General features: G+C 62.3%; 27 protein-coding genes. 13 read left to right on the forward strand and 14 right to left on the reverse strand.

The features are described from left to right. Positions 1 to 58: 58 nt before the first annotated feature. From MVC20_RS04915 to MVC20_RS04940, 6 genes are all read left to right on the forward strand, one after another. Positions 59 to 2,281 carry a hypothetical protein gene (locus MVC20_RS04915; RefSeq protein WP_297539014.1) on the forward strand — a complete coding sequence of 741 codons (2,223 nt, stop codon included), beginning with the start codon at positions 59 to 61 and terminating at the stop codon, positions 2,279 to 2,281. A gap of 341 nt (positions 2,282 to 2,622) precedes the next feature. Continuing rightward, positions 2,623 to 3,273: a lytic transglycosylase domain-containing protein gene (locus tag MVC20_RS04920; protein WP_297539016.1), complete on the forward strand. Its 651-nt coding sequence runs from the start codon at positions 2,623 to 2,625 to the stop codon at positions 3,271 to 3,273. 3 nt (positions 3,274 to 3,276) lie between these two features. After that, on the forward strand, positions 3,277 to 5,361 hold the full coding sequence (flhA, locus tag MVC20_RS04925) for a flagellar biosynthesis protein FlhA (RefSeq protein WP_297539018.1): 2,085 nt from the start codon (positions 3,277 to 3,279) through the stop codon (positions 5,359 to 5,361). After that, positions 5,358 to 6,122, forward strand: coding sequence for a flagellar biosynthetic protein FliR (locus MVC20_RS04930; RefSeq protein WP_297539020.1), 765 nt, complete (start codon positions 5,358 to 5,360; stop codon positions 6,120 to 6,122). Before flhA ends, MVC20_RS04930 begins: the two co-directional genes overlap by 4 nt. A gap of 2 nt (positions 6,123 to 6,124) precedes the next feature. Continuing rightward, complete coding sequence (locus tag MVC20_RS04935; RefSeq protein WP_297539022.1) at positions 6,125 to 7,213, forward strand: flagellar type III secretion system protein FlhB; 1,089 nt, start codon at positions 6,125 to 6,127, stop codon at positions 7,211 to 7,213. Then, positions 7,210 to 7,638 (forward strand): hypothetical protein, encoded by a 429-nt coding sequence (locus MVC20_RS04940; RefSeq protein WP_297539024.1) that lies wholly within the window; start codon positions 7,210 to 7,212, stop codon positions 7,636 to 7,638. The genes MVC20_RS04935 and MVC20_RS04940 overlap by 4 nt, the downstream gene beginning before the upstream one ends. A 10-nt stretch (positions 7,639 to 7,648) precedes the next feature. Here MVC20_RS04940 and MVC20_RS04945 read toward each other — a convergent pair whose 3' ends face one another. The 9 genes from MVC20_RS04945 to MVC20_RS04985 are packed head-to-tail and all read right to left on the reverse strand — an operon-like array spanning position 7,649 to position 12,198. Further along, the gene (locus MVC20_RS04945; RefSeq protein ID WP_297539026.1) at positions 7,649 to 8,131 is read right to left on the reverse strand and encodes a flagellar basal body-associated protein FliL; all 483 of its coding nucleotides are present in this window, start codon (positions 8,129 to 8,131) and stop codon (positions 7,649 to 7,651) included. A 24-nt stretch (positions 8,132 to 8,155) separates the two neighbouring features. Continuing rightward, on the reverse strand, positions 8,156 to 8,890 hold the full coding sequence (gene flgH, locus MVC20_RS04950; protein ID WP_297539028.1) for a flagellar basal body L-ring protein FlgH: 735 nt from the start codon (positions 8,888 to 8,890) through the stop codon (positions 8,156 to 8,158). Between the two features lie 8 nt (positions 8,891 to 8,898). Beyond that, positions 8,899 to 9,315: a flagellar basal body P-ring formation chaperone FlgA gene (flgA, locus tag MVC20_RS04955; RefSeq protein ID WP_297539030.1), complete on the reverse strand. Its 417-nt coding sequence runs from the start codon at positions 9,313 to 9,315 to the stop codon at positions 8,899 to 8,901. Beyond that, positions 9,315 to 10,100 (reverse strand): flagellar basal-body rod protein FlgG, encoded by a 786-nt coding sequence (gene flgG / locus MVC20_RS04960; protein WP_297539032.1) that lies wholly within the window; start codon positions 10,098 to 10,100, stop codon positions 9,315 to 9,317. Before flgG ends, flgA begins: the two co-directional genes overlap by 1 nt. A gap of 14 nt (positions 10,101 to 10,114) precedes the next feature. Next, a complete protein-coding gene (locus tag MVC20_RS04965; protein ID WP_297539033.1) occupies positions 10,115 to 10,828 on the reverse strand; it encodes a flagellar hook-basal body complex protein in 714 nt (237 codons plus the stop codon). Position 10,829: 1 nt separating this feature from the next. Further along, positions 10,830 to 11,099 carry a flagellar biosynthetic protein FliQ gene (locus MVC20_RS04970; protein ID WP_297539035.1) on the reverse strand — a complete coding sequence of 90 codons (270 nt, stop codon included), beginning with the start codon at positions 11,097 to 11,099 and terminating at the stop codon, positions 10,830 to 10,832. A gap of 4 nt (positions 11,100 to 11,103) precedes the next feature. Next, positions 11,104 to 11,394 (reverse strand): flagellar hook-basal body complex protein FliE, encoded by a 291-nt coding sequence (gene fliE, locus MVC20_RS04975; RefSeq protein ID WP_297539037.1) that lies wholly within the window; start codon positions 11,392 to 11,394, stop codon positions 11,104 to 11,106. Between the two features lie 12 nt (positions 11,395 to 11,406). After that, positions 11,407 to 11,799, reverse strand: a complete 393-nt coding sequence (flgC, locus tag MVC20_RS04980) for a flagellar basal body rod protein FlgC (RefSeq protein ID WP_297539039.1) — start codon at positions 11,797 to 11,799, stop codon at positions 11,407 to 11,409. A 9-nt stretch (positions 11,800 to 11,808) separates the two neighbouring features. Continuing rightward, positions 11,809 to 12,198 carry a FlgB family protein gene (locus MVC20_RS04985; RefSeq protein ID WP_297539041.1) on the reverse strand — a complete coding sequence of 130 codons (390 nt, stop codon included), beginning with the start codon at positions 12,196 to 12,198 and terminating at the stop codon, positions 11,809 to 11,811. An 86-nt stretch (positions 12,199 to 12,284) separates the two neighbouring features. Here MVC20_RS04985 and MVC20_RS04990 point away from each other — a divergent pair, with 86 nt between their 5' ends. Continuing rightward, a complete protein-coding gene (locus MVC20_RS04990) occupies positions 12,285 to 13,634 on the forward strand; it encodes a FliI/YscN family ATPase (RefSeq protein WP_297539043.1) in 1,350 nt (449 codons plus the stop codon). A gap of 6 nt (positions 13,635 to 13,640) precedes the next feature. Here the strand turns inward: MVC20_RS04990 and MVC20_RS04995 are convergent, their stop codons facing one another. Next, positions 13,641 to 14,066: a tellurite resistance TerB family protein gene (locus MVC20_RS04995; protein ID WP_297539045.1), complete on the reverse strand. Its 426-nt coding sequence runs from the start codon at positions 14,064 to 14,066 to the stop codon at positions 13,641 to 13,643. A gap of 121 nt (positions 14,067 to 14,187) precedes the next feature. Between MVC20_RS04995 and MVC20_RS05000 the strand changes: the two genes are divergently transcribed. Together MVC20_RS05000 and MVC20_RS05005 are read left to right on the forward strand one after the other, a co-directional pair. Then, on the forward strand, positions 14,188 to 15,762 hold the full coding sequence (locus tag MVC20_RS05000) for a lysine--tRNA ligase (RefSeq protein ID WP_297539047.1): 1,575 nt from the start codon (positions 14,188 to 14,190) through the stop codon (positions 15,760 to 15,762). 61 nt (positions 15,763 to 15,823) lie between these two features. Further along, positions 15,824 to 16,222: a cytochrome c gene (locus tag MVC20_RS05005; protein ID WP_297539049.1), complete on the forward strand. Its 399-nt coding sequence runs from the start codon at positions 15,824 to 15,826 to the stop codon at positions 16,220 to 16,222. 52 nt (positions 16,223 to 16,274) lie between these two features. Here the strand turns inward: MVC20_RS05005 and MVC20_RS05010 are convergent, their stop codons facing one another. Together MVC20_RS05010 and MVC20_RS05015 are read right to left on the reverse strand one after the other, a co-directional pair. Continuing rightward, positions 16,275 to 16,934, reverse strand: coding sequence for an OmpA family protein (locus MVC20_RS05010; RefSeq protein ID WP_297539051.1), 660 nt, complete (start codon positions 16,932 to 16,934; stop codon positions 16,275 to 16,277). A gap of 123 nt (positions 16,935 to 17,057) precedes the next feature. After that, positions 17,058 to 17,894, reverse strand: a complete 837-nt coding sequence (locus MVC20_RS05015) for a bifunctional helix-turn-helix domain-containing protein/methylated-DNA--[protein]-cysteine S-methyltransferase (protein WP_297539053.1) — start codon at positions 17,892 to 17,894, stop codon at positions 17,058 to 17,060. A 98-nt stretch (positions 17,895 to 17,992) separates the two neighbouring features. Here MVC20_RS05015 and nth point away from each other — a divergent pair, with 98 nt between their 5' ends. Together nth and MVC20_RS05025 are read left to right on the forward strand one after the other, a co-directional pair. Then, a complete protein-coding gene (nth, locus tag MVC20_RS05020; RefSeq protein WP_297539055.1) occupies positions 17,993 to 18,637 on the forward strand; it encodes an endonuclease III in 645 nt (214 codons plus the stop codon). Continuing rightward, a complete protein-coding gene (locus MVC20_RS05025) occupies positions 18,634 to 19,620 on the forward strand; it encodes an adenosine kinase (protein WP_297539057.1) in 987 nt (328 codons plus the stop codon). Before nth ends, MVC20_RS05025 begins: the two co-directional genes overlap by 4 nt. 273 nt (positions 19,621 to 19,893) lie before the next feature. Here MVC20_RS05025 and MVC20_RS05030 read toward each other — a convergent pair whose 3' ends face one another. Next, on the reverse strand, positions 19,894 to 20,670 hold the full coding sequence (locus MVC20_RS05030; RefSeq protein ID WP_297539151.1) for an enoyl-CoA hydratase: 777 nt from the start codon (positions 20,668 to 20,670) through the stop codon (positions 19,894 to 19,896). Positions 20,671 to 20,734: 64 nt separating this feature from the next. After that, positions 20,735 to 21,586 (reverse strand): bifunctional DNA-formamidopyrimidine glycosylase/DNA-(apurinic or apyrimidinic site) lyase, encoded by an 852-nt coding sequence (gene mutM, locus MVC20_RS05035; protein ID WP_297539059.1) that lies wholly within the window; start codon positions 21,584 to 21,586, stop codon positions 20,735 to 20,737. 85 nt (positions 21,587 to 21,671) lie between these two features. On the opposite strand from mutM, the gene ubiE reads away from it, so the two are divergent. Both ubiE and ubiB read left to right on the forward strand, forming a co-directional pair. Next, the gene (gene ubiE / locus MVC20_RS05040) at positions 21,672 to 22,415 is read left to right on the forward strand and encodes a bifunctional demethylmenaquinone methyltransferase/2-methoxy-6-polyprenyl-1,4-benzoquinol methylase UbiE (RefSeq protein ID WP_297539061.1); all 744 of its coding nucleotides are present in this window, start codon (positions 21,672 to 21,674) and stop codon (positions 22,413 to 22,415) included. A gap of 3 nt (positions 22,416 to 22,418) precedes the next feature. Beyond that, positions 22,419 to 23,957: a 2-polyprenylphenol 6-hydroxylase gene (ubiB, locus tag MVC20_RS05045; protein ID WP_297539063.1), complete on the forward strand. Its 1,539-nt coding sequence runs from the start codon at positions 22,419 to 22,421 to the stop codon at positions 23,955 to 23,957. Positions 23,958 to 23,967: the final 10 nt, after the last annotated feature.

Here is a 23,967-nt window from a genome sequence, read left to right on the forward strand (position 1 = left end):
GTGGGTCACATTGTTATTGCTGTCTTTTGGGGCTCTCCCGGCGCTTGCGCAAAACGTCGTGGTGCGCACGGGAGAGCATGAGGGGTTTACGCGGCTCGTACTGGATTTTCCAACGCGGCGCGACTGGCAGGGCCAAGCGCGCGAGGATGGCATCACGCTCACCTTTCCCGGCCAGAGCCCCGCATTTGACCTAAGCCGCGCCTTTGACCGGCTGACCCAAGGGCGGCTTGCCGCGATTGACGCGCCGGATGGCTCCGGACAGCTGGACCTGACATTCGGCTGTGCCTGCACAACGCGCACGTTCTGGCATGGCGGGTCCATGCTGGTGATCGACATTCTTGCGCTCGCCACCCCCGACACCTTGCCAGCGCAAAGCAAGCGAGGCCGTGCGAAGGCGGATGGGTCCGCTGGCCTTATCCCGTCGACAATGACGAGGCCCGTGTCTTCGGCGGCCAGATGGGTGGCATCGGGCCTCGCCCCGACTCCAGCCATGACTGAGGTGGCCGTACCCCCCGTCGCGCCTGTGCCTGATGATATGCTGTGGACGGCACGGCGGACCCTGCTGGAGCAGATCGCCCATTCAGCCAATCACGGACTGGTCGAGCCTCTGCGCGCGCAAGGCCATGATGCAGAGCTACCGTCCCCCCCCACACCTCCGACTGCGCCGGCGGAAACCATAGCGTCTGACGGTATGGAAACGGGTAGCGCGGCGCGCTTGACCAAAGTTTTGCCCTCGGACCCACGCGGCAATCTCAGGGTGATGGGTACCATCGATCCCGCGCCAAGACTGGCCGTGTCCGCTGCGCCGCCCGGCTTGCTCGCGACCGCCTGTTTGCCAGAGGAACTTCTGGACGTCGCGACCTGGGGAGAGCGGGCATCGCTACCAGATCAGATCGGTGCCCTCTATCCCCGGCTTTCGGGGGAATTCGATGTTGTCAATCCAGAGGTGGCGCTGCACCTCGCACGACTCTACATCTATTTCGGCTTTGGCCGAGAGGCGCGCCAAGTGGTTTCGTTGATCCCGTCTGATGCACAGGACGCCCCGGTTCTCCTGGAATTGGCAGGGGTCGTCGACGACCCGGATGCTGCGCCATCCGCGCCCCGTCTCAAGCAAGACCTGGGATGTCGTGGGCGCAGCGCCTTGTGGGCTGCGCTGGCGCATGAGGCAATTCCAGAGGGCAAATTGCTCGACCATCCGGCGATCCTGCGCGGGTTTGCCGAATTGCCCGAGCACCTGCGTCGACATCTTGGTCCGCCCCTTGCCCGCAAGCTGCTGGCGGCCAAGCATCGCGAGACATCGGATATGATCTTGCGCGGTATTGGGCCAACGGACCTGTCAGGTGCCCCAGGTGAAAAGATCGCAAAAGCAGAGCTTGCAATAGCAGACGGTGATTTCGACGCTGCCGACCAAAGCCTGAAAGGGGCTTTGTCGCGGAATGAGGGCGAGTCTGCACATGCCGTGTCAGCTCTTATCAATACCCGCATCTCTCGGGGCGAGGGCATCGACTATGACACCGCGCAACTGGCCGCTGCCCTCTATCAAGAGACCCGTGGAACCCCCGTGGGCCAAGACCTTGGGCGCTCCTATCTGTTGGCGCTCACCGCATCGCAATCCTACCGCGAGGCCTTTTCCGAATTCGACCGCATCACACCCGATTTGCCGGCCGAAACAGCCAGGGCCACGCGTCAGGAGATGTTGCGTCTGCTTGTCGCGCAGGCCGAGGATCTGGCGTTTCTGAGGCAGACTCTCAATGAGCCCCGGGCAACCTTCGCGATGATTCCGGCTGATCTGACACGGCGGATCGTTCGGCGCGTCTTGACCTTGGGCTTTGCCGATCTTGCGGATGAGCTCCTCAATGCGGCACCGCCGCCGGAAAAAGACCCGGACTATCAGCTCTTGAAGGCAGAGATTGCTCTGGCCCGGGGGCGTCCGCATCTGGCGGAGGCCGAGATCATTGGTCTTGCCTCGCCTGAGGCCGCCGCGCTGCGCGCCCGCGCCCGGACCGCTCTTGGGGATTACGCAGGAGCGATGCGCCATGCAAAGGGGCTTGAAGATGAGGCCGCGCTGCTGCAAGCGGCATGGCTTGCGCGGGATTGGCAAAATCTCTTGTCTTCGGATGATCCGGCGACGCGAGAACTGGCTCAGGCCATGGCGCAAGCCGCGCCAGACAAATCCGGCGGGGTTCTGTCCTTCAATCGACAATTGATTGATCAAAGCGTTGCAGCCCGCATTGCCTTGGGCGCGCTCTTGGCGCGTACCGATATTTCCAGTTCCCCCTGACAATCGCGCAGCAAGTTACCGAATCGCAAGAGATAGGGCGCAGGCTGGTACGCGAAGATTCTGAGAGCATGGGGCCGAGGCGACGGAAAGTCTTCGCCGAGGCTTTGGTCGCAACCGAGTTTGGAGCGTTCATGGCTGACCTACGGATCATGGGCCGCTTGTTTGGCGGACAGATTGTGTCTGGCATACTTCTGGCCCACGTGCCGCGTCGAAGGGGGCGGATGTGCGACCGTCTAGGTTCACAGTCTGCCCCGATCAACTGGGTTATGAAAAGCCTGACCCGCTTGGGGTACCTGCTCCGGCCCCTAGCGATCTGCAGTTATATGGGCGCGGTTCAGGCCATGGCGACCCCTGTCGATCTTTGTGATGAGGCGGCCCGGCATGCGGCGGGAAACGCGGATGTTCCCACAAATGTGCTGCGCGCGATTGCAAGAGCCGAAACGGGCCGTCTCGTCGCGGGCGAACTGCAGGCTTGGCCTTGGACCGTGAACTTGGAGGGCGACGGCTATTGGTTCGAGAGCGAAGCGGCGGCGCTTGCCTTTGTGCGCAGCGCCTACGCTCGCGGCGCCCGCAGTTTCGACATTGGCTGCTTTCAGATCAACACCCGGTGGCACGGTGGAGCGTTCGACTCGTTTGAGAGCATGTTCGATCCAAGGGAGAATGCGCTCTACGCTGCACGGTTTTTGGATGATTTACGGCGTGAGACGGGGACCTGGTCCAGCGCGATCGGGGCCTATCACTCCCGGAAGCCGCAGCGCGCCCAAGTCTATCGCGACCGGGTCGAAGACCTCTACGCTGGGCTGGATGGTATGCCGGCCCAAAAACCTGAAACAGCTATGCGGCACCGGTCTGCCGAGCCTGTCCCGCCTGGGAACGGCTATCCTTTGTTGCAGCATTCGGATGGTGTCTTGCGTCCGGGCTCTCTCGTGCCGATCGGCGAAACGCGGCGCCATGTGATCAGGCTCGACCAAACAATCGCGGCAGGTTTTTAAAGCATGGGCGACCTATCCATCAAATCGGTGTTTCAACCAACGGTCCTTCTGGCACTCGCCCTGATGGCCGTGATCGTGATGATGATCCTGCCCGTTCCGGCATGGATGCTGGATGTCGGGCTGGCCGCGTCCTTTGCTCTTGCGATTCTGATTTTCACGATCACGCTCTTTATCGACAGGCCACTCGATTTTTCCGCATTTCCGACAATCCTGCTGGCGTCCCTGATGCTCCGACTGGCGCTCAACGTCTCCTCGACCAAGCTGATCATCGGAGAGGGTCACACCGGCACAGATGCCGCCGGAGAGGTGATTGAGGGATTTGCCAATTTCATCATCGGCGGCAACGTGCTCTTGGGGCTCGTCGTGTTTCTGGTGCTGTTGATCGTCAATTTTCTGGTGATCACCAAAGGTGCCGCGCGCATGGCGGAAGTGGGCGCGCGCTTTGCCCTTGATGCCATGCCGGGCAAGCAGCTTGCGATTGACAGCGACATGTCGGCGGGCGCCATCAATCATCAGGAGGCCAAGGAACGGCGAGAGAGAGAGCAACAGGAAACCACCTTCTTCGGATCGCTCGACGGGGCCTCGAAATTCGTCAAGGGCGATGCGGTTGCCGGCCTTTTGATCACGCTTCTGAACTTTCTGGTCGGTCTCGTGATTGGCATCGCGATGCATGACATGCCGATCGGTCAAGCCTTTGAAACCTATACGATCCTGACGATCGGCGACGGGCTCGTGACCCAGATTCCCGCGGTCATCATCTCAATCGCCGCGGCTCTGTTGCTGGCACGAGGCGGCAACAAGGGCGCGACGGATCTGGCGATTTCCGAGCAGATTGGCCGCCATCCAAGGGCGTTGGCAACGGTTGCGGTTTTGATGGGGCTGTTCGCGCTCGTCCCGGGCCTGCCGTTTGTGCCTTTCTTACTCGGCGGTGTCGGATTGGCCGCTTTGGCCTTTGCCAGCCATCGCAACCGGGTCCTGGACGCGGCTGCCCCGGCCGAGGATGTCGCCCCGGCAACTGCGCCGGTCAGGTCGATGGGCGATATCCTCGAATTGGATGACATTCACGTGGAGTTTGCCCCGGATATCGTCAACATGGTGCTTGATCCCGGTGTCGGCCTCGAGGCGCGCATCACCAATATGCGCCAGTATGTTGCAACGACATACGGGATCATCCTCTCGGATATCCGGTTGACCGATGATCCCGGGATGCCGCCCGGCAGCTACCTCATCCGCATTCAAGGGGTCGAGCGGGCGCGGGCGTTCTTGCGGGATAATCACCTTCTCGCCCTCGATCCCGAGCACTACCCCTCGCTGGCGCCGGGTGAAACGGTCAAGGAACCGGTTTATGGCGCGCCGGCACGTTGGATACCGGCATCCGAACAGGATCGCGCGGCGCTCTCCGGGGTCACTCTGGTGGCTCCTCCCGAGGTGCTGGCAACGCATCTGCTCGAAGTAATTCGTCGCAATCTAAGCCGATTGCTGACGATGAAGACCATGCGGCGTCTGCTCGATGAAATGGTGAACCTCTCTGACAAGGGCAGGTCAGAGGCCAATCGCAAGCTGCTGGAAGAGATGATCCCGGACCGGGTCGCACCGGATTTGCTGCATGCCGTGCTGCGTCTCCTGCTGGCGGAACAGGTCTCGGTCCGGAACCTGCCGCTCATTCTTGAGGCCATTGCCGAATCCCGCCACTTGGGTCCTCAGCCCGAGACGATATGCGAGCATGTGCGCCAGAGGCTGGGGTTTCAGTTGGTGGCGGGGTTGCAACGCCCCGATGGCAGCCTGCCCCTGATCCAGCTTGCTCCGGAATGGGAGGATACATTCGCAACCTATGAGATGAACGGCGAGCGCGGTCGGTCCGATGTCGCCTTGCCACCAGAGCAATTCAGCGCATTGACGGCCGGCGTGGCCGAGCAGGTGCACCTGGCCGGGGAAAGGGGGCTATCGCCCGCCCTCGTCACCTCGACCTTGCGCCGGCGGTTTCTGCGCACGCTCTTGAGCGCGAGGAACGTCAACGTCCCGGTTCTGAGTTTTGAAGAGATCGGGTTCGAGGTCAAACCGTCGCTTGTTGGGGTGGTACGCGCGTGACATCTCTTGCGCAGGTCATTCAACTGTCGATGGACATGCTTTGGCTGCACGCAGGCGTGTTCCTGCGGGTGGCGCCGATCATCGGTCTCTTGCCGGGATTTGGCGAGGCCTCTCTTCCGATGCGGATCAAGTTGGCCCTTGCCATCGCCTTCACGCTGATCGTAACCCCCGTGCTGTCGCCTGACCCGACGGCTCAGGTGCATGCGCCGACAGTGGGTCTTGTCCTGTCCGAAACGATCATCGGCGTCGCTCTCGGTCTCGCCTTGCGGTTCTTTCTGATGGCCTTGCAGATGGCAGGGTCAATTGCGGCGCAGTCAACCTCGCTGGCGCAGATCCTTGGGAATGCCGGGCAGACGCCGCTCCCGGCCATTGGTCATCTCCTCGCAACGGGGGGCGTGGCCCTCATGATGATCATGGGAGTGCATGTCCGCGTGACAGAGATGATCGTGCTGAGTTACACGGTGTTTCCGGTTGCGGAGCTTCCGGATATCGGGGCTCTGTCGCAATGGGGCGTGGCCCGGATTGCGCAGGCGTTTTCCTTCGGCTTTTCTCTTGCCGCGCCCTTTGTTCTTGTCTCGGCTCTCTACAATCTGACCTTGGGTATCATCAATCGGGCGATGCCGCAGTTGATGGTTGTTATGGTCGGAGCCCCGGTGATCATGGCCCTCACACTCTTTCTGCTGATGCTGGTGGTGCCCACGATGCTGGTGGTTTGGCTGGGGGCATTTCAGAATTTTGTCGCGAACCCGTTCGGAGGATAGCGATGGAAGGGCAAGAGGACGACTCTGACAAGACGTTCGAGGCGACACAACACAAGCTGGACGAGGCCCGCAAGAAAGGCGAGTTTGCGCGCTCTGCCGATCTGAACTCCGCGGGATCATACGCCGGGTTATTGCTCGCTCTTGTCGGGGCGGGCGGTTTGCTGCTGGAGAAGGTTGGCGGCAATCTCTTGGCCCTGTTGGACCAGTCCGATCACTTGGCCCCCCTCGTGTTTCAGGGCGGTCGCGCTGCCTCGGCGTTGGGCGATATGGCGGGGCAGATCGTGCTCGGCCTGTCCCTGTTTCTCATCTTGCCAATGGCGCTCACACTTGCGGCCGTGATCGCACAACGCGCGTTTGTGGTGGCCCCAAACAAGCTGGAACCAAGATTGTCGCGTCTCAATCCGGTCGAGAACGCCAAGAACAAGTTCGGGGCGGCGGGTCTCTTCGAATTTGCCAAGAGTTTTGCGAAGTTGGGTCTCTACGGCCTTCTGCTTGGAGGGTTCCTGTCCTATCGGTTGCCTGACATGGTAAGCGCCGTGCATGCAGAAGCCCCGATCATCGGCGCGGTGATGGGGGCGATGATGGTCGATTTCCTGACTCTTGTCTTGCTGATCACCCTCGCCGTCGGCGGGCTTGATTACCTCTGGCAGCATTTTGATCACCTCCGGCGTCAGAGGATGTCACATAAGGACATGCGCGACGAGCAAAAGCAGAATGATGGCGATCCCACCGTAAAGCAGCAGCGCCGGCGCCGCGCCACGGAATTGGCATCCGGCAGCATGATGGCGGATGTGCCGACGGCCGATGTGGTGATCGTCAACCCTACCCATTTTGCCGTGGCCCTGAAATGGAGCCGCAAGCCGGGCGCTGCCCCAATCTGTGTCGCCAAAGGCATGGATCACATCGCGCTCGCGATCCGCGACCTTGCTCGTGACAACGGCGTGCCTGTCCTGTCGGATGCGCCCACCGCGCGCGCGCTGCACGCCACGACAGAGATCGGCCAGGAAATTGAACCCATGCATTATGCCGCGGTGGCCGTCGCCATCCGCTTTGCCGAAGACATGCGGCGCAAGGCAAGGAGTTTTGGATGACCTCCCGAAGCGAGGCCGACATGGTCGCCCTGACAGAGGCGCTCTACCGCGCGGACTCGGCCAGAATGCAAAGGCTGCTTGCGGAAGAGGCGGGTTTGCGCGCTGACCTTCGGCAGCTTGAAACGATGCGCCGCACCGCAGGCGAGATGCCCCAAGAGGATGCAAGCGGATATCGTGCGGTCGGCGCGGATCTCTTGTGGCAGGGATGGATCGGGCAGAGCAAGGCGCGGCTGCATTCCGAACTCGCGCGCGTTCTGGGGCGCAAGGGGCAACTTGGCCGGGAACTGCGTCGCAGTTTTGGCAAGTATCAGGCGGCGACCCAGCTCTCGGAAGACGAGGCGCGGCGCGTCGTGCAACGGCGCGACATGGCGCGGACCGCGCTTTTGGACAGTCTCGCTCAGCTTTTGCGGACGTCCCCGGACTGACTGTCGTCGTTCAGATGTCCTGGCGTGCGATTTCGGTGATCAGAATTCCGAGGATCGCATCCCCCAGCACCTCGCTTGCAGCTTCGGCCAACGCCAGGCGCAGAACATCCATGTTCCGGGCTTTGGTGAACTCTCCGTCAAAGCCTCCCCGGTTGGCGTGATTGAAAAGCGCTTGCAACAGGACATCCCGCAGCTTCGGTTCTCGGTCATAGATCTCCGATGTGCGACCTGCGGCGGTTTCAACGCTGAGTGACAGCACCATCAGCGCAGTGATCCTGTCTTTGGCAACCAGCGGGATGACAAACTGATTGTTGAGTTTCACGATTTCACTGGCAACGGGGGCTTCTGGCACCGATGCTGCATGATCCGCGCCGTGCATGGCCGGGCTTTCCGCCTGCGCGCTCTCGGTCTCGGGTCGGAGCAAAATGCCTGCTCCGGCCCCGGCAGCCAAACCGAACAACAGCAAGAGTAATGGCAGCAGTTTCGCGAGCATGGTGGTCGGTCCTCACACTGGGATTCAGAAGGGCAGAAGACCGTCGAGCAATTGCTGGCCGATCCTGGGTTGCTGAACATCGGTGATCTGGCCGCGCCCCCCATAGGAAATCCGTGCGGCCGCGATCTTGTCATAGGTGATTTCGTTCTGGCGCGAGATATCTTCGGGGCGCACAAAGCCGGACACCAGAAGTTCCCGCAGCTCGAAATTGACCCGCACCTCTTGAGACCCTTGGATCTCGAGCACCCCGTTGGGCAGGACCTGCATCACGGTCGCGGCCACGCGCAGGGTCAGCTCCTCACTCCGGCTGACAGACCCCTCTCCGCCCGATTGGCTGCTGGAATTGAGACCGGCGGCCCGGTCGAGGCTGGCCCCCTCGGGAAGCTTGCGGTTGATCCGTTGCGGAATGCCGAAGAGATCCGGGATCGCAAGGCTCTCGGCCCCGTCCCGAGAGCGCGATGTGGAGTTCGAGATCTGCGCCTCTTCGTCAATCTCAATGACAACGGTCATGATATCGCCGCGCCGGGCTGCGCGCCGGTCTCCCAAGAGGGATTGCTTGCCACCGCTCCAGAGCGAGGCCTGTCGAAAGGGCGTGTCTTGCGCGGTGCTGCGCGGCAAGCCCGGATTGAGCATGGCAAGCTGTTCGGTGGAGTTCATCGTCGGCGTAAAGCTGGGCGGCTTGCCGAGATGGTCGAGACGCGCGCAGGCGGCGCCGAGCAGAACCACACCAAATACAGTGACAAAACGAAAGGCGGGCATGGCGGCTCCTATTGAGAAACGAGTATTCGGCCGCTCGCCGTCACGCGCCCAGAGACCGTGGCGCGTGACGCGAGGTTCATGACGCGGACCTGATCCCCGATCCCCGCCCGGTCGAGCGAGCGACCCTCGGTCATGATCTCGAGACCGCCGCGCGAATACATCAGCGGCACGACTTGATTGCGTTCGATCACGGCGGGTGGTCCGACATCGCCCGGGCGCACCGGCCGCCCTGCATAGAGGGCAACACGCGCCTCTTGTCCGATCAAGTCCGCCAGCGTGACCTCGCTCTGGTCTGTGCCCTCTTGAAGCAACAGGTCGGACGGTCCGAGGATCTCCTGGGGGCGGATCGTGCGGGCGGCGATGATCACATCTGCCAGAGCGGGACCGCCGAGGAACAGGCCGAGAATGAGGGAAAGCAGCCGCATCACCGCACCTGTGTCGTGGCGCTGAGCATTTGGTCGGCGGCAGTGATGACCTTGGCGTTCAGCTCATAGCCCCGTTGAGCTTCGATCAACTCGGTGATCTCGCGCACGGGATCGACCGAACTGTCTTCGAGATAGCCTTGGCGCAGCGTGCCCAAACCATCCTGTCCGGCGGTGGTCACATTCGCGGGGCCAGAGGCCTCGGTCTCGACAAAGAGATTGCCGCCGATGGCCTCAAGCCCCTTGGGGTTGGTAAAGCCGACAAGGTCGATCTGACCGAGCAACTGTGCTTGGGCCGTATCCTGAAAGAACGCAAAAACCTCGCCTTCGGCGTTTACGGTGATGCTGCGGGCATCCTCTGGGATGGTGATTTCGGGGGCGACGGGAAAGCCTTCGGAATTGACGATGACCCCATCCGCCGAGCGTTTGAGAGCGCCGTCGCGCGTATAGCCAGACTGGCCCGAGGGCAATCGGACCTCGAGATAGCCGCTCCCGTCGATGGCGAGGTCGAGATCGCCATTGGTCTGGGTCAGCGACCCTTGCGCCAGTTGCACGGAAATCGCCGAAGGCCGCACGCCGAGGCCCAGTTGCACCCCCGTAGGCAGGACCGTGCCATCGGTGGCATTGATAGTGCCCGCGCGCGCCAGTTGCTGATAATGCAGATCGGCGAATTCCGCCCGGCGCGCGTTATAGCCGGTGGTGGACATATTGGCGAGGTTGTTCGAGATCGTCTCGACCCGCATCTGCTGGGCGGCCATTCCGGTGGCGGGGATCTTGAGGATATGCATGGCGTGCTCCTGGCTTATCGGATGAAGGACTCGAGTGCGGAGGTCACGCGCTCATGTTCGCTATCGAGAAAGCTCTGGCCCATCTCATAGGCGCGCTGCACCTCGATCATGCGGGCGACCTGGCCGATGGGATCGACATTGGCACCCTCCAGAAACCCTTGGTGGATGCGACCCTCTTCGACCGGTTCAATTCCGCCATCGGCGCGGAACATGACGCCATCCTCGCGGACCATGTCAAAGCCGTCGACGGGGCGCACCAGACCGATCTGAGCCAGGGGGCGTCCATTGTCGCTCAGCGTGCCGTCAGGCGAGAGACCGATACTGGTAGAGTCGGGCGGAATGAATATCGGTGCCCCGCCAGCATCCAGCACCCGAAACCCGTCAGGCGTCACCAGATCGCCCTGGGCCGAGAGCATGAAATTGCCTGCGCGCGTGAGGCGTTCGCCCGAAGGGGTCTCGATCAGGAAAAAGCCCTCTCCCTCGATGGCCAGATCAAGCATGCCGCCAGTGGGGCCAAGCGGCCCCTGCAGCATGGAGGTCATCCGCACATTGCCGCGTGCCATCGAGAGCGAGGGACCGCCTTCGGTGCGCCTGACGAATTCGGAAAAGATCAGCCCCTCCTGACGATAGCCGGTGGTTGCGGCATTGGCGATGTTGTTGGCGACAACCTGCAGTTCGCGCAAAAGCCCGGTCTGTCGGGTGAGCGTCGTGTAACCTGCGCTTTCCATCTCAGCCTCCTGTGATGATCGGGATGAGCCGGTCCTGAAAGAATGTGACCAGCGTTTGCGTCATGAACCCCATGGTGATCCAGAATACGACGATGATCGCGCCCAGCTTGGGCACGAAGGTCAGGGTCAGTTCCTGTATCGAGGTGAGGGCCTGAAAGAGCCCGACCACGAGTCCCGCCACCAGCGCCACGGCGAGGATGGGCAAAGAGATGATGACCGATATCCAGAGGGTTTCGCGCAACGTGTCAAAGAACAGGACCTCGTTCAGCATCGGATCAGACCGGCATGCGGAGGATTTCCTGATAGGCCTCCACCACACGGTCGCGCACCGTGACAGCGGCCTCAACCGCGAGTTCGGTTTGTGCGAGCGCTTGCACGAGAGAATGCGGATCGGCCTTGCCGATCATGCTCGCCTTGGCAAGCGTCTCGCCCTCGGAGAGCGTGGCGGCAAAATCCTTGGCGAGGGTCTGAAAGGCGCTGCCGGCGGCGGCCTGACCTGTCAGCGGTTCGGTGGCCGGTCGCGCGGCAGAGTATTTCTGGGCGGCATTCAGTGCTGTGATATCCATTCTGGATCTCCTTTATCGGCGTAACAGGTCCATCAATCCGGCAGACATCTGCCGCACCTGATCGAACATCTTGAGATTGGCCTCGTAGCTGCGCTGTGCTTCGCGCGCGTCGGCGATTTCGACCATGAGATCGACGGTGGACCCCTGATAATGCCCGCTCTCATCGGCGAGCGGGTGGCTTGGGTCGTAGATCCGCTGCGGTTCGCTGCGGTCAAGGTTGACCCGGCTCACTGCAACGGCGCCATCGGGGCCAGTCCCGGCGAGGGTCGTTTCGAACGACACGGTTTTGCGCCGATAACCGGGCGTGTCGGCATTGGCGATATTCTCGGAAACATGGCGCAGGCGCTGGGCCTGTGCCTTGAGGCCGCTGGCGGAAACGGAGAGGGCGTCGGAAAAATCGCTCATGTCCTGCCCCTATCGCCGCCCGATCGCCGTGCGCAGCACGGTGAGCGAGGATCTGTAGATCGCAAGCGCGCGGTCATGTTGCCGCTTCACATCGACCGCACGCAGCATTTCGGTCTCGAGCGTGACCGAGTTGCCATTAGGGTCCGCGACCGCATTCGGATCGTCCGCCACAGCGAATTCGAGCCGCGACTCCGACCCGAGCATATGCCCATCCCGCGTGATGCGCGGTGCCTGCGCGCCACCGCCCGAGGCGTAGACCTGCGCAAAGGCTGCGATGTCGCGCGCGGCATAACCCGGCGTATCGGCATTGGCCATGTTCTGCGATACCACGGCCTGACGGGCACCGGCATGCTGCGCCAACGCGTGGGCCATGCGAAAAATTTCCATAGTCTCAAACATCGGGGCTTCTCCCTCGATCAGCTTCAACCAAGGCTTAACCCTGATTCCTTTAGAAATTGTTTGCGGGACCAGGATTGGAGCAAGCGATGCAGAGACAGGACATGGCGGCGCTGCGGGCGGAACTCTCTTCCTTGCGCATGTCGCGCGTGATGGGGCGGGTCAGCGCGGTGCAGGGAAATACATTGCGGATCAGTGGCCTATCTTCCGAGGCGCGGCTTGGCGACAGGGTGGATATCCGGCGTCGCTCAGGCACCCCACTTGCCGGAGAGGTGATCCGGCTCGAGGCGACCTCGGTGATGGTCCTGCCAGAGTCCAGCCCAGAGGGGGTCGCGCTGGGCGACCGGGTCATGTTGGGGCAGGCCGAGTCGATCGCGCCCTCGGCGGGCTGGTTGGGTCGGATCATTGATCCCTTTGGCGCGCCGCTCGATGGTCGCCCCCTCCTGCGGGGGGCCGAGGCGCGGATGCTGCAGGCCGATCCCCCGGCCCCCGCGCGGCGACGCGCGCTTGGGGTGCGGCTGGAAACCGGGATGGCGGCGTTCAACACGGTGCTACCCATCGTGCGGGGCCAGCGTGTTGGTCTTTTTGCCGGATCGGGCGTCGGCAAATCCATGCTGCTCGGGCATCTCGCGCGGCACATGCAGGCGGATGTCGTCGTGATCGCCCTAGTTGGCGAGCGTGGGCGCGAATTGCGAGAGTTCGTCGAGCACGTTCTGGGGCCAGAGGGCATGCGCCGCAGCGTCATCGTTGCGGCCACATCCGACCGCTCACCGCTCGTTCGCCGGCGCTGCGCCTGGACGGCGATGGCGGTGGCCGAGTTCTTTCGCGATCAAGGGCAGCAGGTGCTCTTCCTTGCCGATTCAATCACACGTTTTGCCGAGGCGCACCGCGAAGTGGCGACCGCAGCGGGGGAAATGCCCGCGCTGCGCGGGTTTCCTGCCTCGACCTCGCATCTGATCATGTCGCTCTGCGAACGTGCCGGACCGGGCGAGGACGGAGCAGGGGATATCACCGCGCTCTTGACCGTCCTCGTGGCGGGCTCGGACATGGAGGAACCAATCGCCGACATTCTGCGCGGTGTGCTTGACGGGCATGTGGTTCTGGATCGAACGATCGCGGAACGCGGACGCTATCCCGCGATTGATCTCTTGCGATCCGTGTCGCGCAGCCTGCCACGCGCCGCATCCGAGGAAGAGAACGCGCTGATTTCCCGCGCGCGTGGCCTTTTGGGCAGCTATGCCAGATCTGAGACGATGATCAGGGCCGGTCTCTACGCAGAAGGCAGCGGTGCCGATCTGGATCAGGCGATCCGGGTGTGGCCCGAGCTGGACGGCTTCCTGGCCGAGAAAGAGGCGGTTTCGGCCAAGAACAGCTTTGCACGGCTTGGTGTCATCCTGCGGCGGGCGGGCACGCCAGCCCCGCGCGCGGCGGGGCGTTGAGCACGCTCAGGCGATCATGTGCCGCGCCCGCGCGCCCCGCTCGATGGCGGCAGCATGGAGCCGATCGATATTGAGCTCGTAACGGATTTCCTCGAGCAGGCGCAATTCGCGATCATTCAGCATGCCATCCGCCGCCGCCACATCACAGGCGAGCGCATAGGCCGTTTCAAAAAGACGTTCGGGCAGATTGGCGCGCACCAGTCCAAAGAGCGCATCAAGCCCGTCTTCCACCGTAAAGAGATCGAGCACGGTCTGCGACATCACCCGCAACCGGTCCAGATCGTAATCGGCAAAGATCGGCAGGTTGTTCACCGTGCTCTCGATCTTGATCAGCTCAGCGGTGCGCATGTCCTCGTCCGAAGCCGAGACAGCAATCATCACCGCCACAAGGCAATCCTGCGGTGTGAGCGGATGGGGCATCGGGTCTGACATGTGCGGGCCTTTCGCGCGGGGCTATGTTGCGGTGCAGAATATTGACTGTCACGCCCCCCGGCAATAGGAAGCGCAGATGCCTTGCCGGGATTTCGGTGGGGCGCAACCTGGAGTATGATCGATGTCCGACCTGCGCGACGCCGCGATGAATTCGAAAGCCTGGCCTTTTGAAGAGGCGCGCCGCGTGCTCAAACGCTATGAAAAGGCCCCGCCGGAGAAGGGCTATGTGCTCTTCGAGACGGGCTATGGTCCCTCGGGCTTGCCCCATATCGGCACTTTTGGCGAGGTGCTGCGCACCACGATGATCCGCCGCGCCTTTGAGGTGATCAGCGACATTCCCACCCGGCTGATCTGCTTCTCCGACGACCTCGACGGCATGCGCAAGGTTCCGGGCAATGTGCCCAACCGCGAGATGCTGATGGAGCACCTGCAAAAGCCGCTCACGTCCGTGCCGGACCCCTTTGGCACGCATGAGAGCTTTGGCCACCACAACAATGCCATGCTGCGGCGGTTCCTCGACACCTTCGGGTTCGAGTACGAGTTTTATTCGGCCACCGAATTCTATCGCTCTGGCCAATTCGACGCCGTGCTCTTGCGCGCCGCCGAGCGCTATGACGCGATCATGAAGATCATGCTGCAATCCCTTCGTGAAGAGCGGCAGCAGACCTATTCGATCTTTCTGCCCATTCATCCCGAAACGGGCCGCGTGCTCTATGTGCCGATGAAAGAGGTGAACGCCAAGGATGGCACCATCACCTTTGACGACGAGACGGGGCGCGAATGGACTCTGCCGGTGACGGGCGGCAACGTGAAACTGCAATGGAAGCCCGATTTCGGTGCCCGTTGGGCGGCACTCGGCGTGGATTTCGAGATGTATGGCAAGGACCACTCGACCAACACGCCGATTTACGATGGCATCTGCCGCGCGCTGGGCGCGCCCGCGCCAGAGCATTTCACCTATGAACTCTTCCTCGATGAAAACGGTCAGAAGATCTCGAAATCCTCGGGCAATGGCGTGTCGATTGACCAGTGGCTGACCTATGCCGCCACCGAGAGCCTGTCCTATTTCATGTATCAAAAGCCCAAGACCGCCAAGCGGATGCATTTCGATGTGATCCCCAAGGCGGTGGACGAATATCACCAGCAACTGCGCGCCTTTCCCGATCAGACGCTGGAGCAGCAATTGGCCAATCCGGTCTGGCATATCCACGGTGGCAATGTTCCCCAGAGCCGGATGGTCGTGCCCTTCTCGATGCTGCTCAACCTCGCTTCGGTCTCGGCCGCAGAGGACAAGGAAACGCTCTGGGGCTTTATCCGCCGCTATGCGCCGGACGCGCGCCCCGAGACACATGCAGATCTCGACGCCGCCGCAGGCTATGCGGTGCGCTACTACGAGGATTTCGTGGCCCCCGAGAAGGTCTATCGCGCACCGACCGATCTGGAGCGTGAGGCGTTGATGGACCTGCGCGATCAACTGATCGCCTATGATGGCCCGGCAGAGGATGAGGCGCTGCAATCCATTGTCTATGCGGTTGGTCGTGACCGGTTCGATCCGCTGCGCGACTGGTTCAAGGCGCTCTACGAGGTTCTGCTCGGGGCCTCGCAGGGGCCGCGCTTTGGCGGGTTCATCGCACTTTACGGCGTGACCGAAACCGTGGCGCTGATCGACAAGGGCCTGGCGGGCGAGCTGTCCTGATCAGGGCCGTTGCGCAGCCCTGGTGCTCTTGCTACCCTTGGCGAAAACAAAGGGGCGAGCGATGCGTATCTTGGCAATCCTGACCGCCGCAGGTGTTGCAGCCTGTGCCGCGACCCAATCCATGCCCGACGCGGGCGAGGGGGCCGCGATCTATGACGCCAATTGCGTCCAATGCCACGGGGCATCGGGCAAGGGGGACGGGCCTTGGGCCTCTGGTTTGACGCCGCGCCCGGCGGACCTGACACAATTGTCGGACAAGGGCGTGTTTCCCCGCGCGCATGTTCTGTCGGTGATCGACGGCTACGATCGCACGGGCCTTCCGGGACAAGAGATGCCGGAATTCGGTCTGTTGCTGGAGGGCGACACCGTGCCGCTCGACGTGGGCGATGGCACGCTCACCCCCACACCGCGCCCCCTTGCGGCGCTGATGGCCTATCTCGAAAGCATCCAGACCAGATGAAAAAGGGGGCTGACCGGGATCCGGTCAACCCCCTCTCGCCTTTCAGGAACCGTCAGGCGTTCGGCAGGATCACGATCTCGACGCGGCGATTCTGTGCCTTGCCCTCGCTGGTGAGATTCGACGCGACCGGCTGGTCCTCGCCACGGCCAAAGGCGCGGATACGCCCATAGGGCACGCCGCCGCTGGCCAGAACATCCGCGACCGCATTCGCGCGCCGCTCGGACAGGCCCTGATTGTAGCGGGCATCGCCATCGCTGTCGGTATGACCGACGACTTGCACGGTCGTGTCGGGATAGGCCTGCAGGCTCTGCGAGACCTTGAAGAGGTCATCGCGCAGGGCAGGGGCCACGGTGGCACCGTCCACGGGGAAAAGGATGTCTTGCGGCATGGTCAGGATCAGGCGGTCGCCGGTGTTGACGATCCGCACATCGCTGTCGAGTTGCTGGCGCAATTCGGCCTCTTGCCGGTCCAGCGCACTGCCGATGGCGGCACCGCCCACGGCACCCAACACGCCCCCCAGAAGCGCCCCTTTGCCCTTGCTGTCGCTGACGATCGCGCCGGTCCCGGCCCCGATGAGGCCGCCGATGAGCGCCCCCTGCTGGGCCTTTTGATTGGGATTTGGGCCGCCCACATAGCCCGGATCGGTGCAGGCCGCCGCCAACAGCAGGGATGCGCCGGAGAGCATCAGCAAGGGTTTTTTCGCTCGTATCATGGTATTCGCCTCTTCGGTTCAACTGGCCCAATGGATCGGGTCTGAGGCGATGATATGCAATAACAAGCGGTATCCCAAGGGACATTCACGGGGAAAAGACGCGCCTTGCGTGCAACTTTCCGCCTATCCGTCGGCGCGCGCCCCTTCCCAGGCCAGCATCGCGCGTTTGACCGGCAAACCCCAGTGATAGCCGCCAAGCGCGCCGGATTTGCGCAAGGCGCGGTGGCATGGGATGAGGTAGCTGACCGGATTGCGACCGACCGCCGTGCCCACGGCCCGCACCGCGCGCGGGTTGCCTATGGCACTTGCGATTTCCGAATAGGTCGTCACATGGCCCGACGGGATTTGCAAGAGCGCCTCCCAGACCTTGATCTGGAACGGCGCGCCGATCATGTGAAGCGCGGCCTCGCCGCACCCGCCAAAGGCCGCCTCTACCCAGCCTGCGATCCTGTCGGGAGCCTCCTTATAGATGGCCTTGGGCCAGCGCGAGCGCATGTCTGTCATCGCCACCTCGCGCCCGAACTCCTCGGAAAAGGCCAGACCGCAGAGACCGCGCTCCGTGCCCATGGCAAGGGCCTCGCCAAACGGGCTGTCGAACCAGCCGTAATGGATCGTCAGCCCGTCACCCCCGCGGGCGAATTCACCGGGGCTCATCGCCTCCCACCGCAAGAAGAGATCGTGAAGCCGCCCGGTGCCTGACAGCCCGGCCTCATCTGCCGCCGCGAGGGTGGTGAAACGCTCTGTGAGCAGCGCCTTGGCGTGGCCCAGCGTCAGATACTGCTGATAGCGTTTGGGCGACACCCCCACCCATTGCGAAAAGAGCCGCTGGAAATGCGCGGCGCTCATGCCCATCTCGCGCGCCAATTCATCGAGTGTCAGCGCCGTGTCGCGGCTGTCGATAAGGTCAATCGCGCGGCGCATGACGTGATAGTGATAGCCGGGTTCGGTTTGGGCGTTCATTCGGGTCGTCCTGTGGTTGCGAAGCCAAGATATGACGCCCTATCGCGGCATGCGACCCGAATGTTGCGCATCCTGCCAATTCCCGGCATAGAGCAGCCATGGCACGCCAACTTGACTACCACACGATCCGCGAGATCTTCACCCGGTTCGAGGCCGCAGAGCCGGAACCCAAGGGTGAGTTGGACCATGTCAACGCCTATACGCTCGTCGTTGCCGTTGCGCTCTCGGCACAAGCCACCGATGTCGGCGTCAACAAGGCCACGCGCGCGCTCTTTCAGGTCGCTGACACGCCGCAAAAGATGCTCGATCTGGGCGAAGAGGGTCTGATCCAGCATATCAAGACGATTGGCCTGTATCGCAACAAGGCCAAACATGTGATGAAGCTGAGCCGCATCCTGGTTGATGAATACGGCGGCGAAGTCCCCAATTCCCGCGCGGCATTGCAGTCGCTGCCCGGTGTCGGGCGCAAGACGGCCAATGTCGTGCTCAACATGTGGTGGCAGTATCCGGCGCAGGCCGTGGATACGCATATCTTCCGCGTGGGCAATCGTAGCGGCATTTGCCCCGGCAAATCCGTGGAGGCGGTCGAACGCGCCATCGAGGACAACGTGCCAGTGGACTTTCAGCGCCACGCGCATCACTGGCTCATCCTGCATGGCCGCTACACCTGCAAGGCGCGCAAACCCGCCTGTGGCACCTGCCTTATTCGTGATCTCTGCTTATTCGAGGACAAGACCCTATGACCAAATATCAGGCCGTTGGCATCGGCAATGCCGTGGTGGACGTGATCAGCCAATGCGACGATGCCTTTCTGTCACGCATGGGTATCGACAAGGGCGTCATGCAATTGATCGAAACCGAACGCGCCGAGTTTCTCTATGCGAACATGACCGAGCAGCGCCAGATGCCGGGCGGGTCGGTCGCCAATACCATTGCGGGATTGGGCGCGCTCGGCCTCACGACCGGCTTTATCGGACGGGTCAGCGATGACGAGCTTGGTCGCTTTTACGCGGCGGCGATGGCCGAGGTCGGTACCGATTTCGTCAACCCGCCGCGTGGCGATGGCGCGCTGCCCACCTCGCGGTCGATGATCTTTGTCTCGCCCGATGGCGAGCGCTCGATGAACACCTATCTGGGCATCTCGACCGAACTGGACGAGGGCGACGTCCCCGAAGCCGTGGCCGGGCGGGCGGAGCTTCTGTTCCTCGAGGGCTATCTCTTTGACAAGCCCAAGGGCAAGGCGGCGTTTCAGGCGGCGGCGCGCGCCGCGCGGGCGGGCGGCGGCAAGGCCGGGATCACCCTGTCGGACCCGTTCTGCGTCAATCGCCACCGTGACGATTTTCGCCGCCTCCTGCGCGAGTTGGATTATGTGATCGGAAACGAGCACGAATGGTGCGCGCTCTACGAGACCGAGGATCTGGGGGCGGCATTGGAACAGGCAGCATCCGAAAGCGGTCTCATCGTCTGCACCCGTTCGGGCCATGATGTCGTCCTGGTGCAGGGCGACGAGACCGTGACCGTGCCGGTGCATCGCGTGACCCCGGTCGATACCACCGGCGCGGGGGATCAGTTTGCCGCTGGCCTGCTCTACGGGCTTGCGACTGGTCAGTCATTGGCTGTGTCCGGGCGCATGGGGTGTATCGCGGCGGCCGAAGTGATCGGCCATTACGGTGCGCGGCCCGAAGCGGACGTCAAGGCGCTCTTTGCTGCGGAAGGGCTGATCTGAAACCCTTGTCCAGGCGGCTGGCGCGGGATTTGAGTATTTTGGCCATGAAGAAACCCAAGGTTTTTCAAACGAAAGGGTTTGTTAACCGTGCCATGGCAAGCTTGTGGCGCGGTACAGGCTGGAGAGCCGATGACCGCCCATGAAGAAGCCGCGCCCGGGTGTTGCGTGTGTCAAACCCGGGCGCGCATTTCCATGGTTCTTTATGGTTCAAATACTCCGGGGTGAATTGGCCGCAGGCCAAGAGGGGCAGCGCCCCTCCCGCTGCAAACGCGCTTACTTGTCGCGGAACTGCGCCTCGCGCTTTTCGGCAAAGGCGGCCATGCCCTCTTTCTGATCTTCGGTCGCAAAAAGCGAATGGAACACGCGGCGCTCGAACAAGAGCCCCTCGCGCAGTGTCGTTTCATAAGAGCGGTTGACCGCCTCCTTGGCTGCCATCACGGAAATCTGCGATTTCTCGGCAATCTTCTGCGCCGCCGCCATCGCTTCTTCCATCAGCTTCTTGGCGGGCACCACGCGGCTCACGAGCCCCGAACGCTCTGCCTCTTCGGCATCCATGAAGCGCCCCGTCAGGTTCATGTCCATCGCCTTGGACTTACCCACCAGCCGTGTCAGGCGCTGCGTACCGCCAAGGCCCGCGATCACGCCCAGATTGATTTCCGGCTGGCCGAACTTGGCGGTGTCCGAGCAGATGATGAAATCGCACATCATCGCAAGCTCGCATCCGCCACCCAACGCATAGCCCGATACGGCGGCGATGATCGGCTTGCGCACCCGGCAGATGGCGGCGCTGTCGGCGGTAAAGAGGTCCTCGGTGAAGACATCGACAAAGCTCTTCTCGCTCATCATCTTGATATCGGCCCCGGCGGCAAAGGCCTTTTCCGAGCCGGTGAGAACGATACAGCGCACTTTCTCGTTCAGTTGCGCCTCTCCCAATGCCTCGGCGAGTTCCGACATCAACTGCGCATTCAGCGCATTGAGCGCGTCGGGGCGGTTGAGCTTGATGAGGGCGACGTGGTCTTCTATTTCGACGATGATCGTCTCATAGGCCATGAAATCAGCTTTCATTTGTTGTCATCAGGGCCGATTCATTACCATTGTTGGCCGCGCGTTCAACCTATCTTTGACACTGTGTGCAATAGAAGCTGGATCGCCCGGCCTGTGTGACACGCGCGATATGGCCTTTGCATCCGGCGCTGCGGCAGGGTTCGCCTTCGCGCCCGTAGACATCAAAACTGTGCTGGAAATAGCCCAACTCCCCGTCAGCCTGTCGAAAATCCCGCAATGAAGACCCGCCAGCGGTAATCGCATCCGACAAGACTGCGCGGATGATCGGGACAAGAGAGGCGGCACGTTTGCCCGACAGGGTTCCCGCTCGGCGCAAGGGCGAGATGCGCGCGCGAAAGAGCGCCTCGCAGACATAGATATTCCCGAGACCCGCAACGATTCGCTGATCCAGCAGGGCGGATTTGATCGGCGTGTTGCGGCCTTTGAGAGCGGCCACAAGATAGGGTTCGTCGAACGTATTTCCCAAAGGCTCGGGCCCCAGCCGGGCGAGCAGGGGGTGCGTCTCCGCGGTCAGGGTGGGCAGCAGGTCCATTGCCCCAAAGCGCCGCGGGTCGTTGAACGTGATCCGCGCGCCTCCCTCCATATCGAGCACGACATGGTCGTGTTTCTCGGGCGCCGGGTGTTCATGGACAAACCGGCCCAAGGGATCGCCCGACACCAGCATGCGGCCCGACATGCCCAGATGAATGAGCAGGCTCTCACCCGATGTCAGATCGGCGAGAATGTATTTAGAGCGGCGCCGCAGCGCCGTCACCGTCTGACCCGTCAGGCGGGCGGCCATGTCGGGCGGGAAGGGCCAGCGCAGGTCGGGTCGGTTGACAGTGGCGCGGGCAATGACCTGACCCACCATCACCGGGGTCAGGCCGCGGCGGACTGTCTCAACCTCGGGCAATTCTGGCATATCGGACCTCTATGGGCACAAGGGGCGCATTGTAACCCTCTGTCATAGCCCTATAAGAAAGGCGAGACACAAGAGCGGCAAGGCCATGAACGAGAAAACCACGCATTTCGGATTTCAGGATATCCCCGAGTCAGAGAAGGCCGGGCGTGTGCGCGGCGTTTTTGGCAGCGTGGCCAGCAAATACGACGTCATGAATGACGCCATGTCCCTTGGAATTCACCGGATCTGGAAGGATGCGATGATGGACTGGCTGGCCCCGCGCGCGGGCCAACGCCTGCTTGATGTGGCGGGGGGCACGGGGGATATTTCCTTTCGTTTTCTCAAGCGCGCCGGCTATGGCCATGCCACCGTCCTTGATCTGACAGAGCCGATGCTGATTGAGGGGCGCAAGCGCGCCGAGGCCGAGAGCATGGCCGACAGTCTCGATTGGGTGGTGGGCGATGCGATGGCGCTGCCCTTTCCGGATGCAAGTTTCGACGTCTACACCATCAGCTTTGGCATCCGCAACGTGACCCGCCCGCAGGAGGCGCTGAACGAGGCGTTTCGCGTGCTCAAACCCGGCGGGCGGCTGATGGTGCTCGAATTCAGCCAGATTCCAAATGAGCTGATGCAAAAGGTCTATGATCTCTACAGCTTCAACATCATCCCGCGCCTGGGGCAGATGATTGCCAATGATCGCGACAGCTATCAGTATCTGGTCGAATCCATCCGCAAGTTTCCCGATCAGGAGGCATTTCTGGACATGGTCCGCCAAGCCGGATTCGAACAGGCGAAATACCGTAACCTGAGCATGGGCATTGCCTGTCTGCATTCCGGCTGGAAGATCTGAGCGATGCGCGGCCCGCACAATATCCTGCGCCTCATCCGCACCGGGGCCACGCTGGAGCGGACGGGCGCGATGGGTCTCATCATGGATGCCTTCGAGGCGCCGCCGCTGGTGCGCGGCACCATGCGGTGTCTTGCCTGGCCGTTTCAGTGGTTGGGGTACAAGGGCGATCCCACGACGCCGCCTGCACCGCGCGCGCTGACCGCACTGGGCCCAGCCTATATCAAGTTCGGCCAGATCCTCAGCACGCGCCCTGATCTGGTGGGCGAGGAACTGGCGACGCATCTGCGGGTCTTGCAGGACAAGTTGCCGCCCTTTTCGGTCGAGGTGGCCAAGCGCAGTATCGCGCAGGAATTGGGCCATCCGGTCGAAGACATCTTTGACGATTTCAGCCAGCCGGTTGCCGCCGCCTCGATCGCGCAGGTTCACAAGGCGCGGCTGCGCGAAACGGGCGAGGAGGTGGCTGTCAAAGTGCTGCGTCCGGGCATCGAGCGGGCGTTTCGCCGCGACATCGACGCCTTTTATTTTGCCGCGCGCATGGTCGAGCTTTTGGCCCCAGGCGCACGGCGTCTGCGCCCCACGGATGTGATTGCCCATTTCGAGGGCGTGGTAATGGGCGAGCTCGACCTGCGGCTTGAGGCAGCCTCGGCGTCTGAATTCGCGGCCAATACCGCCAAGGATGCCGGGTTTCAGTTGCCACAGGTGCAATGGACCCTCTCGTCGCGCCGGGTGATGACGATGGCTTGGGCCGATGGGCTGCCGCTCGGGGACAATGCCGCGCTGGATGCCGCAGGCCACGATCGCGCCGAATTGGGCGAACGGGTTTTGCAGCTCTTCCTCAGCCACGCGCTGCGTGATGGATATTTCCACGCCGATATGCATCAGGGCAATCTCAAGGTCGCGGCGAATGGCGATATCATCGCCTATGATTTCGGCATCATGGGGCATATCGACGAATACACCCGCCGCGTCTATGCCGAGATCCTTTACGGTTTCATACGGCGCGATTACCGACGTGTGGCCGAAGTGCATTTCGAGGCGGGTTACGTGCCGGCGGATCGCGATGTCGATGCTTTTGCCCGTGCGCTGCGCGCGGTTGGAGAGCCGATCTTTGGCATGGACGCCAGCAAGATTTCCATGGGAAGCCTGCTCAGTTATCTCTTCGAGGTCACAGAGCGCTTCGGCATGGAAACGCGTACGGAACTGATCCTGTTGCAGCGCACCATGGTCGTTGTAGAAGGCGTGGCCCGTAGCCTCAATCCGCAGATCAATATCTGGCAGGTCGCGAAACCCGTGGTCGAAGATTACATCAAACAGACCATAGGACCCCGCGCCGCCCTGCGCGATCTGGGGCGCACGGCGATGGTGCTGTCGCGCTACGGGCCACGGTTGCCGGGGCTGGTCGAGGCGGCACTCATCCGGCAAACCGCAGCGCCGGTGCCGGTCAAGCGGGCGGTCTGGCCAGGGCGCGCGCTATGGGCGGGGCTTGGGGCGCTGGTCGGGGCGGTTGGTGCGGGGCTCGCGGCATTTCTGGTTGGAATGTGACGGATTCTTG

The organism is Roseovarius sp. (assembly GCF_027019125.1).
In the GTDB taxonomy this organism is placed as follows: domain Bacteria; phylum Pseudomonadota; class Alphaproteobacteria; order Rhodobacterales; family Rhodobacteraceae; genus Roseovarius.